This is a genomic window from Mesorhizobium sp. WSM4829 (assembly GCF_055811475.1).
In genome coordinates this window covers 1-12,485 of sequence record NZ_JBVVQJ010000072.1, presented here as the reverse complement: position 1 = coordinate 12,485, position 12,485 = coordinate 1, and the positions used below count along the sequence as shown (strand labels likewise).

Here is a 12,485-nt window from a genome sequence, read left to right as displayed (position 1 = left end):
GCCATGGCCGCCCCTCGCCTCAGAGTAAGGGCTGCTCTCTCTCCAGAGCTTTTTGCAGAACCTTCAGGACACTATCCGAAAAAGCATGGCGCAGTGCCGGCAAAGGCACAATGTTGTTTCATCCGGAGGGAGGCCTCTCGGTGACAAGCGCCTACTCGGCGCGGAGCGGATCCTCACGCTATGACACCTGTCAGAGAAATCTTTACCCGGACCGGGATGTCGTGAGATTACATGTTCTATAGGGCGTAGGGGAACAGCTATGTTGTTTGAGAATCTAAAGGTGAACCGCGTTGCGGTTCACGAGGTCTTTCGTCGCAACGACGACAAATCTATTCAGCCCCCGGCATATGCTAATAACCTGGAACTACTGAGCGCTGAAGCTATGGGTGCCTTTCGACTTCGCATGACTGACGCACTGTCGGGTCAGAGCCAAAGCCTCCAGATGCGAATCGTCAGGTTTGGTGCAGGCACCTTCGAGCATCAATTGCGTCTGCACAAAAGCTCTATGAAACGACCAGCTAAAGTCAGCTCAACCCGCAGGCCTTGCATCACAGCAACTCGTCCGAGAGTTGGGTCGCAGGTCGCGTTAAATTCGACGTCAATACGGTCGGGCTGCAATGGGCGAAGCCTCGCTGGGTGTACCCTGAGTTTGCCGAGGCATATCGCTATGGCCCCTTTTGTGGCGCAGATTACAGGATGTTCTGCATTCGACATACCGAGGAACAAAGAAGAACCAGTACAGACTGAAAAACCAGTGGCATTGTCGGTTAGAAATGTGGTCCCTGTTCGAAAACGATTCTCTGTGCACTCAATGGAGTCATGAATCCTGAATGCGACGCTCTGACAGTAAGCCTCCAATGTTGAAGGCGCGGGCCAGGAATCGGGCGCACGTATTCCAAGCGCTCCAGCGCATAGCGGACGTCACGTCGCGCAATGTTGTGCGAGGCATCATTTCCCGTAATGACGATGCCCAAGCCTCATTGCCGAATGTCAATCTCCTACGGAAAAACGTTCCCACGGAAGCCCTAGCCAGCGCTACCGACGTGTTGATGGGAAAACAGGGAGCTTATCCATTCCCGAACGTAGGACATACTTATCGGGCACAACTACGCCTACATAATCTAGAAGCAATTAGCTCGCAGCGCGAAATTGCATTCATGTCTGGTCGATTAAATAGCTGGCACAACGAGACCCTTGAAGTACTCGGAGCCATGAAGACTCTCGCTCCACTAACGCGTTCAGACGATGTCGATGCCCTAAATGCACTCGCTTTGTTCGCTGAACGGTGGGGCTCCTCAAATTTCGTGACGAAAAAAGTCGCATACATCGTTGCGACCATCAGCAGACGAACCAGAGTTGCAGGGATCTTTTGCGGAATTTTCTAAAGTACTAGATCACGACAAATACCCATCGCCTCACTATATGTCTATGGAGGCTTTGGATATGAATTTTCCATACTTCGACACGTTGACTTCCAGGATCAGAGTTGCGCTTCGGCTTTTGGACGATGATTTCAGAAAGATTCTCCCGCTCTTCAATGTCTGTCCCACGCCAATCAGCGAAGCCGACATAGGGGCATTCCTCCGAAAATGTCACTCGATGTCATTCGTGGATGAAGTTTTGGGGATGCTAGTTGTTCGCCGACTAGGCAGTGAGTGGCCAACGATCGGTTCATATGTGGAAAAATGGTTAAATCCGAAAATAAGCGGCACAATGGAGGAGGTTGGCGGTACACCATTTGAAACAGAGGAACTCGTGTCGGACGTGGCCCCGCGGTCCGCTGATCTGGCATACTACAGACGCTCCGTGGCGTTTCTTGAATTCGACGAGCCAGCAACTTTCCGAAACTACGCGGACAGGATCATCGGTCCGAGGCTCCTGCCAATAGCTGGCGCTGCCCCAATCTCGGAACCTGATCCGCCTTCCAGACGCGACTTGACTAAACGCCTTTTCGGATTTCGGAAGCACGAGGATTATCGAAAACCGCAGAACAAGGGTTCGTTTCTAAGAACTTTAGATTTTTTACGGTTCATATCGTCGTCATCTTACGAGCCCCTGACTCATTACGAGATAAGATACATATTTGATAATACTACTTCATTAGACATATTATTGAACGAATCCGAGATCGAGAAGCTATACTCTTCAGCAGATGATAAATCACGCCACGTGATAGCTGTCTTGTCGTTGGCGCTACACAAAGCGAAAGCGCATGACGAAGACGTAGATTTTAAGTTTCGTTTCGAGATGGCCCAAACCGTCCTTTCAAGCTTCTCAGGATCAATAGAAGCGTTTATCGACTGGTTGTTGGAAGATACTCCAGAAATAGCCAATTTCTTGCTGCACACGCTGGATAGAACGACGCTCCAAAAAATATATTGGATAGTAAAGTCGCCCGATCAAGCTGATACAACTCGTCAGTACCTACTTCGGGCTGTAGGAAAACGGAAGCAGAAGCTGGAATACTTTGTAGAGGCTGATGCGATAGAGGCCCAGCGCGGCGTAGCAAAATTGAGGAAATACTTTGACGACAGTCGGATATACGTCGATGGTATTGCGATGAAGCGGTGGCTTGAAGATAATCCGAGCGCTTATGCACAGCAATACGAGCGTATTATTGGGCACAGTGTGGATCTTAATAAAGCCAGATCGGACAAGGCGAAGATATCTTTCGAGGACGTCGTTATAGATATAACCGTCGCGGCGGCGTACGACTATATCTTATTTGAGTTCGCTAGAATTGCGTTTGCAGAGTTTTGTCTTAATGGCACATTCGGCATAGAGTCATATTTAGGGAGGCGAATTAGGCATAATACGTTGAGTGGCATGATGAGAGACGGTGTAGAAACTCTCAAAGATGTGGGGCATTTCCATCTTTTGATTTCTGATGATCCTTTTATGCTTGCTTATGATCTTTGGGTAAAAGACTATCGGGCGTTGATAGATAAACTAAGGCGCGAGAACTTGCAGTTCAAGGCGCAGCAACGCCCGCATGGATGGCTCACCGCAGAAATTACGTTAGAAGATCCTACGACGCATGCAAATCTCATAGGCCTCCGACAGCTTGCGGTTGCGGGGGGGGAGCATTGATGTTTTTTATGATTTGATGGTTCGATTTTGTTGGCAACAGATCGAGCCGCAGCTAAAGACCGTCGCGAAGAACATCACAGAAGACATTTTGAATTCGGCACTCGCCGATATTGATAATCGGTTCCACGGGTTCAGCAGTGCGCTGCATAGGCAATTCAGGGCCGAAATTACAGATGCCATCCATGATAGGTTTGCGCGGCTAGGTAGCTGGTTCAGAGAACCTGAGAGCGGCTTTGTCAGTGCTACACCGAGGCAATTAGGTGACTTAGTCCAAATGGAGGCTGTGGGGGTAGGGGGCCATCCTGCGTTGGCATGGTCGGGCGACGCGGAAGATTTAGAACTCGATGGCTTATCGGTCCATCGCGTTTACGACTGCTTGTCGGTGCTCATCCGGAACGGAGTTCACTACGGAGACGAAGATCGGTCAATATCGATCGCGGTGGAACGAAAAGGAATGCCTGTTCCGCATCTTGAAAGACTGCGCTTCTGTGTAGCCTCCGCAATCTCAGACAGCGATAAGAGGTCAGAGCACGTCGATCGCATCAGGGCCAGCCTTGATGCCGAGGATCTTGCTCAGGCTATGGTGCGCGAAGGCTACACAGGAATTAAGAAACTGCGGTTCATAACCAAGCATAGTGAGGGGGCATCCAGCGTTCAATTGAGGGTTCACGGAGAGGTAATTGAGATCGAGTTTACCCTGACGGTCGAGCTTGCCGGAGCGAATGCGTCCTGATGCGAAAGCCATACGATCTTCTTTTGGTTGAAGATGAAGAGCACAAAACTAACGATTTGCTTCGGAGACTAGAGGTCGCAGGATTTGACAAACCGACAGTCGCAACAGGTGTAAGAGACGCGGTTTTGGCAGTGATGCAAAGGCCGTTCGACCTCATCGTTCTAGATATGGCGCTTCCCACATTTGCAAAAGGTGAGGTGGCGAGTGCCGGAGGTGTAGCCCAATCAATGGGGGGTATCGAAGTTCTACGCGCATTAAAATCCAGTGGCGCGAAAGCGAATTTGATTATCGTCACTCAGTACCCGGAAATTCTCATTAATGGGGAGAAGATAAGGTTATCAGCTTTGCCTCGGTTTTTGACTGCGCGCTACGGGCAAACTGTATTGGGGTCAATATTGTATTCATTTAAAACACCGGAATGGGAAAAAAGCTTTGATACAGCGCTTAGGAGATTGACGTGAGAATAGTCGTATTTGAGGATGACGACGATAAATACGCTTCTATAGCAAAGGTGTTGGTAGCGAAAGGGGTGAAGGAAAACGTAATAAAGAGGATAGATAATATAGCGAAGTTCGTCTCTATAGCTAAAGAGGATTTCGATCTGTGTGTTATAGATTTGCTTATGCCTACCGTTCCGAAGGGTGGCGCAAAGAGCTCTGGAATGGAGATTCTCCATATGCTGGACTACGCTGGCAAAAAACGCGTCCCACTTTTAGCAATCACATCGTTTGTCGATGAAGCCGAGAAGTATCGGGATGCGTTCGCGGCTCGTGGATGCATAATTTACGATTTCAACCGCACGGAAACATGGACTGCCGCGTTGGATGTCTTTCTTGCTCAGGCCCGCGATCGTGGTCGATATGATTTTGTGATCTTCACTTCTATCTCTGAGGAGCGCACGGCCTACCTTAGATTGCCGGGTTTCAAGCACGAAAGTTTGCTTCGGTATGGCGTCGATCATTGGGATCTAACTTTGGGTTCCGCCGATGGAACGGTCATATTGTTGCAGCGCATGGGACTTGTGAACGCATCTGTGGAGATTGCGCGGGTCTTGGAGCTGTATGCGCCTCGAATTGTCGCGATGAGTGGTATTTGCGGCGGTGTGGCTGGTAATACTGCTCTCGGACAACTGCTCGTGGCCGAGCGCTGCTGGGAGTATCAGTCCGGCAAGTGGTACGATGATGCATTCAAGGCGGAGCCTTACCATTCAGTCATGCCGGGACGGACCGGGACAGTTTTAGCAAAAATGATCGAGGGCCCTGACGTTGTTACTCAGTTTGAGACTGGCTTTCCTGGAACAGTACGCCCCCGAACTATCACGCAGCCTCGTATTGCACCATTTGCTTCAGGTTCGGCAGTGATCGCTAGCGAAAAGCGGCTTCGCAGTGTTTCCGATCAACACAGGAAAGTCGCTGCGATCGATATGGAAACGTTTGGGCTCTATCGAGCGGTCGAAATGTCGGGGAGAGATGCCCATTCGTGTTGTGCGAAAACCGTCGTTGATATGGCTAACGTAGCAAAAGATGATGAATTGCATTTTTACGGAAGTTACCTGTCGGCAAAATTCACACTAGCGGCTGTTGAGAAGTTGGTCACGGAAAAAAGGCATTAGTCATTTGGTAAGACACTGCCTTAATGGCAGCCTGTTGCGCTGACAATTGGCAGCATACCCCAAATGGCCCCAGAACAGTTCTTTCGTCAACTTGCCGAGCCATCTCGTCCGGTCTGGTGCATGCCACCAGCCGAAAATTCGAATTAAGTTACTACCGAATATCGAGGCAATTTCGCAATCTCCGCATCTCCGCCACCATGGTCTTCAGCGTGACCTCGCCGTAGGTATCGGCAACCGTCCTAGCTGCCTGACCCTGAATTGCATCCAGAATACGGGGAGGGATACCAGCTTCCATGCCCATGGTTTTGAATCGATGTCCCCAGCCGTGGTTGGGAGCCACGTTCGGATCTGCCACGAAGGTCCGCCCGAACACAGCAAGCCGATTTTTCAAGCCGCGCAGAGCCCCCTAACGTTTTCTAACGGATCGACATTCAAGAAGAGGTGACCACTGGGAGCCTCCTGCACAAAGGCGCGAAAACCAAGGTCGACTACCTGCTGATGGAGTGGAACCTCTCGGGCTTCGTTGGTTTTGACCGTTCCAGCGTCTGGCGTGATGCGAATGACCCATGTATCGCCGCGAAGGATAGATCCTGTTTTCGCAACTGGGCCAATTCACCCACGCGAGCTCCTGTGAACGCGCAAAGCCATGGTATCCAATGCTTCGCCGCAAATGTCTTCGGATTTTCCTGCCCTCGCTGATGAGAAGGCGCGCCAGCAAGGATCGTTTCGGCCTCTTCATCAGAAAAGCCCTTCGATCTGTGGCGCGGAGGTTTTCCGACCTTTATGGTCACACCGACTGCCCGGTTATGAGCGACAATTCCGTTGGCAACGCCCCAGCCGAAGACGACTTTCAAAGCGGAGAGATTGCTATCCTTAACCGTTTTGGCGGAAATCATCTTTCCGGTTTTCGGCGACGGTGTGCTCAGTCGGTGATCTTTGAAGGCAATGATATCCTTGGCCGTTTCCAGAAACCGAGCAAGATAGGCGAAAGCGTCTCTGTAGCTTTCATATGTGCTCGGTTTTCTGCCCGCTGCTTTGCTCTCCTTCCACCAGCCGTCCACGAGCCCAGTCAAAGTCGACGGGTCGGACGTCTCCTTTGCCCCCTTCGGAGACCGACTGACAACTGGCTGAGTATCTGCCGAACGATGAGCCCGCCCCGGCTGCTCTCCCAGCTCAAACTCCCCGCGTTCAAGTCTCTGCAGCGTCAAGCTCGCTCGCTGCAGAGCGGCCCCATAGCTCGTGCGGTCTTGTGAACGCTCCAAGGATCATCGCTGAAGCCATTCTTATCAAGGATGTCCTCCGCGCTGCTCACGCATCGCGCTCTCATTGATTTCCAAAAGATATTCTCGATTGGCATTGTCCCCGGGATTGGATCAGCGATGCCTTCCACTCCCGCAACTGGATCGGTTGACGGCAACGGGTACCTTTTCCACATGCCCTCATACAGTTCGGTGTGCCAGTGCAGCTGTTCACTCGGATTGTAATAGAATTTCTCAAACCACTCATCGTGCACAGCTGTGGCAAGAAGGTGCGCCTCACGGTCGGTAATGAGGCGCGGTGTGGGCGCATCTACGCCAGCGGCGGCAGGACCATCCAAGATGCGTCCATTGACCAAGCCGTTTCCTAGCCGAAGCTGCGCCACTCACGCTCGTGTTCCGCAAGGACTTCTGCAAATTTTCGCTTGGCTTCTTCAGGATCCTTCGTTCCAAGGGTCCTGTTGACTTCTTTGCGACCTGTCAACGCGGCTATGTCAGCCGGTACGCGCTTGCGGAACCAGTAGACGCCGGTCTTACGATGTTTGACAGGACGGCTCATAGCAAGGACCATGTGTAAACCTGTGTGTAGCACTCGGGTAGCCCTAAGCCTATAATTTTGCTGGTTTTTCAGCTGCATCAACACCTTAGGAGGGTGATGGTGCCCAGAGGCCGATTAGGCGAAAGTACGTTGCTCGCTCTCAAGCGCTCAATTCCCGGAAGGTATGGGCGACCGCGAAACCCTATAGGGGCAAAGCGCCACATTAAGTCCGCCGTGCCGAAAAGTGCCAACTGCCGGTTGGTAGACGCGACGCACCCGGGCGCGTATGATTTTTTCACGATCCGCGCACCGGGCAAATCCCGACCCACCCCGCGCTCGGTGGTCGCTTGGTCGGCCCGTCGCTCTCCTGTGCGGCGGGTTTTTTCGTTTCCGATGGAACAGTTGGTTGGAGGGGAAGTCCGTCCCTTCGACATCTCTTGTGCAGAAATGCCACAAGAGCTGTTCGGAGAGTTGGATAAGTGTGCAAAGGGTTGGTCCAATTGAAGAGCACGCAATAACCGCAATCCTCAACAGGGCTGACCGTGGGGACAGCGTTTTGATCAAAGCGACATTGAACCATATTCGGCACGCTGCGCCTGATCTGGTCGCATCCAACGACGAGCTAATCGAGGCTATTATAGAAGCAGCTACTGCCCTCGGCCTGTCGGTGGCATCCGATAAGGGCGGGTAGTAGCCGTTCAATCTAGCGCGAGCCGGTTGTCCTCGCCACTTCGCGGTCCCATTGTACGAAATTGGTTGTTGATTTTTACAAGCGGCGTGCCAACAAATGGGTGCTGGGGGGTATGTCCAGGGAGGCCTCAGGTGGACATCGAGACGGACTGCGAGCGGATGGCCGTGGAGCTTGTGCACGAGGCCATCCAGAAGGTCCCGCACGGTGGCGCAGTCTCCGTCAAGGCCGTTATAGCTGCGGTTCGCCAAGATGGCCCTTATCTCGAAATCAGTAACACGGCCCTGGTAGACCTTATCGTGGCGACCGCTCCGGCGTTTGGACGCGCAGTAGCCTTCGACCTTAACGAATGATGCTGTGACAACTCATCCGGCCGCCTCCGGGAACATTCAGCAACCAAATGAGTTGCGTAAAAGCTAAGGCAAACCGTTATGGCTACCCGAGACTGAGGAGGCCCGTAGGGCACTGCCGAGGAGGAAGGGGTATTGCGCCACTTCCGTTAGGTCTCCTCGATACCTGTGCCGGCGCAGCCCCTCTCCGGTCGACCAGCTCAGAAATTTCTACCCAAAATTCCGACCCACTCTAGCTATCCGTCAATGACAACGCTTTGGTTCGCCCCTCCGGTGTTCGTGAAGATTGAACCGGACGCGGCAGGCATGGCTGCAACAATGCGAGGGCAGCCCTTGAGCAGCTCAAGACGTGGACCCGGAGAGGGCCTCAGTGGCACAAGGCGTGGACGCTTTGCCTGTCAGCGCTGGAGGGCGATCCGATTGACCCTCATGTGGTCCGCAAGGCTTTCGTGGCTGCCGCCAAGGAGGCGGAGATGTATCTCTCGCCCGAGTAGGAGGTGTCATGGCTCTATATGGGAAAGACGGGTCATTTATCTATCGAGCTTCGACGGCTCATGTTCGGGAAGATAATGATGCAGCACCTCGCCACGGTTTCGCTTGTCGAACGTGAGGCCACAGACAGGGCAGACTCGAAATGCTCTGCTTCGTCGTTCACAAGGCGGCCCGTGGCGCTTGCCCTTGATCCCGGTTGCGGGGTTGTTGGTTCTATCTCGGCTCACGTTGATTGTCCGAACTGTGATGGGGACGGCCCGACAGCCGCTGCGGGGTAGGCAACCGACCGGCGGGCCTAACTGGTGGGGTGTGGGCGTGTCCGCCGGCTGGGACCAACAATAAGCCGTTTTCGTGCAGAATTGCTAATTTAGTAAATGATCATGATCCGTTCCACTAGCCACCAGATGGGACGGGCCTAGACTCGATTCCGTGCGTAAACGAGTGAGTGCCGGTGCTGGCCGGTTGGAGTTCATTTCTCCGATGATGCCCACCTTGGTGGCCAAGCCGCCCCAAGGAGACGATTGGACTCACGAGGTCAAGTTCGACGGCCACCGCTCTCAAATCCTCATCGACAACAAAGTAACCCCGTTGCTTTGTGTGAGAATGTGTCCTATCTGCGCAATTCACCTCAAGTCATCCTGAATCCTGCATGCTTGTAATATTTATTTTGAAGTTTTTTAGCATATATTTAATGAAAAAATGCTGTTCATTAGCCCGCCATTACATTTAAAAGTGAGTGGGACCAGCGCGGATGGCAGCATGAATCGGGATTTTGACCACTAGCAGGAGAGAATATGCCTTCCATATCTACTCACAGCGCCAACGCAACGGACGCAGAGACGGTCGCCCGTTTCATTCACGCGCTACTCGATGAACTCACTGGCGGGAAAGCGCCCACGCCCGACGTCGTCAGACAAAGCGCGGAGACGGTGCTTGCCGACGCTGGCGTGGTCGCTGTGATCGCAAGTGCAGATGACGAGCCGGTCGGTATCATGGTGCTGAATGAATGCACGGCGATCTATGCAGGAGGCAAGTTCGGCTACATTTCGGAGCTGTATGTTCGACCCGACATGCGCTCCAATGGGATTGCCCCTCATCTGCTTGAGGTCGCCTCGCAGGAAAGCCGTGCTCGTGGTTGGAAGCGACTTGAGGTTGGAGCGCCCGGGCAACCAAAATGGAAGCGCACGCTCGATTTCTATCTGCGGAACGGGTTCGAGGAAGTCGGCCCTCGGCTCTGTCGGATAATCTAGACTCAGAGTGTCTGCTGTGGACTGGCTCAAAGCAACCTGCACGATCTCAGCGGATTGAGGTCCGGCGTGGTCGCTGCCTGCCGCTGCAATCGTACCAGCATCGTCATCGCAAATGTGTGCCTCAGATAATGCAAGGTTCCCGTCACGCCGACCGCCCGGAACGCATCGGCAAAAACCGCCGTCAATCGGGTCACGCTAACGGCGTTTTCCTTGAGTGTTGAGGAACCGAGCCGAGGGCGGCAATCTGCCAACCTACAGGGGCGCTGCATAGACGACCGCACCTGACGTGCACCCGGTTACGCAGCGTATAGCCGCATAACGGATCATTCCTATGAGGGTAGTTTCATGAAATTGTCATGCGAAAGTCTTTAGTGGAGCGGCAGCGTTGCTCGCTGCCTGGCCGGCGATGGCCAGTGCCGCGGTGGTGGGCGAACCGGCGCCCTACAATCCCAATTTCTCTTTCGTTGGCGGCGTCGGCGTCATCGACATCGAGGCCAACGAGCTAGTCTATCAGGCTCCCGGCCGCGGCTCCAAGCGGAGCCACCTTATCTGGGAAAGCACCTCTCCGGTCATTTCAGCCGAGATGACGGCGCGCAGCGAAGCCGGCTGGACCGCCAAGCTTTCCGGTCAGATCGCCTTCAGCGGCGACAGCTACATGGAAGACTATGACTGGAACCCGCGATTCTCGACCAATGATGGCTGGAACGACTGGAGCGACCGTTCGCGCTTTTCCGAGACCGATCTTGATCACTTCTATTCGGCAACCGTCGCGCTCGGCCACGACTTCCAGCTCAGCGACCAACTGCTGATCAACGTCAACGGTGGCTTCAAGTACACCTCGGTCAAGTGGACTGCCTATGGCGGCTCTTGACGTCTCCAGCGATGCCGGCTTCCGGGATTCGGTTGGCGACTACCCAGGAGGCGCAAAGGTCATCAGCTACCAGCAGAAATTGCCGGTCGCCTTCGCCGGCATCGATGCGACCTATGTCCAGAATCGCTGGAACTTCGGCTGAAGGGCGGGATGACCTTCTCGGCCGGCGATACCGATCATCACTGGCTGCGTGACCTGCGCTTCGAGGATGATTTCGAATCGGCGCCGGTTTTGATGGTCGGCGGCAGCGTCGGCTACCAGTACAACGAGCGGACCAGCTTCTTCGTCTCCGGTTCCTACGAAAAGGTGTTCACCGCTCGCGGCGACTACAACTCCTATGACATGTCGACCGGCGTAAAGAGGGACGGCGACGACGACCGGATCGGCGGCGATTTTGCCGCGGCGGCAGTGATGGTCGGCATCAAGACCTCGTTCTGATTGAACGAAACTCGACCGGAACGCCAAACCGATGTCCGCACGGCGCAGCCGAGCTGTCGTTCCGCGGTAGACCGTCTCTGATCTCGCAGCATCGTCCTTGTCCCCGATTGGTATTAGGAGAGAGATGCAAACCGGTGGCCATCGAATAGGCCCATTGCGACAGCTGTGAGTTGATAGCCCTCAATCGTCGGCTTCCAGACAACGTCGAGCCGCACTCAGAACCCGCGTTCAACTTTATCGGACGATCGGTACCAACGGACGTGTTGTTCACCGCCCACTGAGAACGCGTCGCACCGAACATTCACGGCAGCGAGGAAATGGGCCCGATTCTTTCGATGTGATCGAGCGTGAAGCAGGCGACGTCGGCTGAGCAGACCGAGCGGTTCCTCCACCATCTGCATGAACATGCTCCGGAACTTTCAATCGCGGCTGACCTGGCCGGCCGCTTTGCCGCGATGATACGTGGCGATGACGACAAGCAGGCCTCGTCAATGGATAGACGATGCCATGAAAAGCAAACTGGCTTCCCTTGCAGCAGGTCTCAGCCGTGACATTGAGGCTGTCCGGGCGCCAATCACCCAGCCCTGGAGCACGAGCCCGGTCGAAGGCCAGATCAACCGCCTCAAGACGACCAAGCGCCAGATGTACGGGCGCGCCGCCGCCTATCCACTCCTCCGGAGCCGACTTCTGGCAGCCGCTTGACCCAACCGGACAAATGGACACCCGAAAAAGTAGTCCCTGCACCAAATATGCGGAAGAACCCAATTTGGCCTAAGCTTGATGGCGCCCGCGCGCCTGAAGGCGCCTGCCGGGTGCTCGTGAACCGAGCCCGCTTTTTCTTCGGCAGGCTCAGGCGGTCTCGGCCATCCGGCTTCGCCCGCTGGCGCGGGCAGCCTGTCGGCTGCTGACGGTCGCCGGCGGCCGGCGCGGTTTGTCTGTTGGCCTTTCCCGGCGGGGCGCGGTGGGCGGCACTCCCTTCTAGGCCCGCCGCGGCATCCCGCAACCCTTCGCTTCGCTTCGGGTCCTCCTCTTGCGTTCCGGTCCTTCGGATGCGGTCTGCCTTCTACGGCGGGCCTTTCCGGTCGCTTTTGCCGCCCACCCCGCTCACATGGGGACTTTGTCGTCAAGGCTGTCTTCGCATATCTACCTCAATGCGTTGTGATCCTA

At 54.3% G+C, this 12,485-nt stretch carries 14 protein-coding genes and 2 pseudogenes; 11 read left to right on the top strand and 5 right to left on the bottom strand.

Annotated elements, in window-relative coordinates:
• Window positions 1-1,443 precede the first annotated feature (1,443 nt).
• Genes AC0L17_RS33600 through AC0L17_RS33585 form a run of 4 tightly spaced genes read left to right on the top strand, consistent with a single transcriptional unit; the run spans window position 1,444 to window position 5,435 of the window.
• A complete protein-coding gene (locus tag AC0L17_RS33600) occupies window positions 1,444-3,090 on the top strand; it encodes a hypothetical protein (RefSeq protein WP_473518884.1) in 1,647 nt (548 codons plus the stop codon).
• On the top strand, window positions 3,065-3,823 hold the full coding sequence (locus AC0L17_RS33595) for a hypothetical protein (RefSeq protein WP_473518883.1): 759 nt from the start codon (window positions 3,065-3,067) through the stop codon (window positions 3,821-3,823). Before AC0L17_RS33600 ends, AC0L17_RS33595 begins: the two co-directional genes overlap by 26 nt.
• Window positions 3,823-4,284, top strand: coding sequence for a hypothetical protein (locus AC0L17_RS33590; protein WP_473518882.1), 462 nt, complete (start codon window positions 3,823-3,825; stop codon window positions 4,282-4,284). Before AC0L17_RS33595 ends, AC0L17_RS33590 begins: the two co-directional genes overlap by 1 nt.
• Window positions 4,281-5,435, top strand: a complete 1,155-nt coding sequence (locus AC0L17_RS33585) for a phosphorylase family protein (RefSeq protein WP_473518881.1) — start codon at window positions 4,281-4,283, stop codon at window positions 5,433-5,435. The genes AC0L17_RS33590 and AC0L17_RS33585 overlap by 4 nt, the downstream gene beginning before the upstream one ends.
• Window positions 5,436-5,586: 151 nt before the next feature.
• On the opposite strand, the gene AC0L17_RS33580 is transcribed toward AC0L17_RS33585, so the two are convergent.
• From AC0L17_RS33580 to AC0L17_RS33565, 4 genes are all read right to left on the bottom strand, one after another.
• Window positions 5,587-5,826: a hypothetical protein gene (locus AC0L17_RS33580; RefSeq protein WP_473518880.1), complete on the bottom strand. Its 240-nt coding sequence runs from the start codon at window positions 5,824-5,826 to the stop codon at window positions 5,587-5,589.
• A 97-nt stretch (window positions 5,827-5,923) separates the two neighbouring features.
• Window positions 5,924-6,496 (bottom strand): tyrosine-type recombinase/integrase, encoded by a 573-nt coding sequence (locus AC0L17_RS33575; RefSeq protein ID WP_473518879.1) that lies wholly within the window; start codon window positions 6,494-6,496, stop codon window positions 5,924-5,926.
• A gap of 143 nt (window positions 6,497-6,639) precedes the next feature.
• Window positions 6,640-7,050, bottom strand: coding sequence for a hypothetical protein (locus AC0L17_RS33570; protein WP_473518878.1), 411 nt, complete (start codon window positions 7,048-7,050; stop codon window positions 6,640-6,642).
• Between the two features lie 8 nt (window positions 7,051-7,058).
• Window positions 7,059-7,250 carry a DUF6538 domain-containing protein gene (locus tag AC0L17_RS33565; RefSeq protein ID WP_473518877.1) on the bottom strand — a complete coding sequence of 64 codons (192 nt, stop codon included), beginning with the start codon at window positions 7,248-7,250 and terminating at the stop codon, window positions 7,059-7,061.
• 801 nt (window positions 7,251-8,051) lie between these two features.
• Between AC0L17_RS33565 and AC0L17_RS33560 the strand changes: the two genes are divergently transcribed.
• From AC0L17_RS33560 to AC0L17_RS33550, 3 genes and pseudogenes are all read left to right on the top strand, one after another.
• Entirely contained in the window at window positions 8,052-8,270 is a 219-nt protein-coding gene (locus AC0L17_RS33560; RefSeq protein WP_473518876.1) for a hypothetical protein, read from the top strand.
• Window positions 8,271-8,593: 323 nt separating this feature from the next.
• A pseudogene (locus AC0L17_RS33555) lies at window positions 8,594-8,761 on the top strand (DUF982 domain-containing protein); the annotation flags it as partial.
• A 792-nt stretch (window positions 8,762-9,553) separates the two neighbouring features.
• Entirely contained in the window at window positions 9,554-10,009 is a 456-nt protein-coding gene (locus AC0L17_RS33550; RefSeq protein WP_473518875.1) for a GNAT family N-acetyltransferase, read from the top strand.
• Between the two features lie 26 nt (window positions 10,010-10,035).
• Here the strand turns inward: AC0L17_RS33550 and AC0L17_RS33545 are convergent, their stop codons facing one another.
• Window positions 10,036-10,203 carry a hypothetical protein gene (locus tag AC0L17_RS33545; protein WP_473479252.1) on the bottom strand — a complete coding sequence of 56 codons (168 nt, stop codon included), beginning with the start codon at window positions 10,201-10,203 and terminating at the stop codon, window positions 10,036-10,038.
• A 191-nt stretch (window positions 10,204-10,394) separates the two neighbouring features.
• Here AC0L17_RS33545 and AC0L17_RS33540 point away from each other — a divergent pair, with 191 nt between their 5' ends.
• The 4 genes and pseudogenes from AC0L17_RS33540 to AC0L17_RS33525 all read left to right on the top strand — a co-directional run.
• Entirely contained in the window at window positions 10,395-10,880 is a 486-nt protein-coding gene (locus tag AC0L17_RS33540; protein WP_473518874.1) for an omptin family outer membrane protease, read from the top strand.
• Window positions 10,867-11,022 carry a hypothetical protein gene (locus tag AC0L17_RS33535; protein WP_473518873.1) on the top strand — a complete coding sequence of 52 codons (156 nt, stop codon included), beginning with the start codon at window positions 10,867-10,869 and terminating at the stop codon, window positions 11,020-11,022. Before AC0L17_RS33540 ends, AC0L17_RS33535 begins: the two co-directional genes overlap by 14 nt.
• Window positions 11,023-11,030: 8 nt before the next feature.
• Window positions 11,031-11,318, top strand: a complete 288-nt coding sequence (locus tag AC0L17_RS33530) for an omptin family outer membrane protease (RefSeq protein WP_473518872.1) — start codon at window positions 11,031-11,033, stop codon at window positions 11,316-11,318.
• A 519-nt stretch (window positions 11,319-11,837) separates the two neighbouring features.
• A pseudogene (locus AC0L17_RS33525) lies at window positions 11,838-12,020 on the top strand (ISL3-like element ISAzba9 family transposase); the annotation flags it as partial.
• Window positions 12,021-12,485 lie beyond the last annotated feature (465 nt).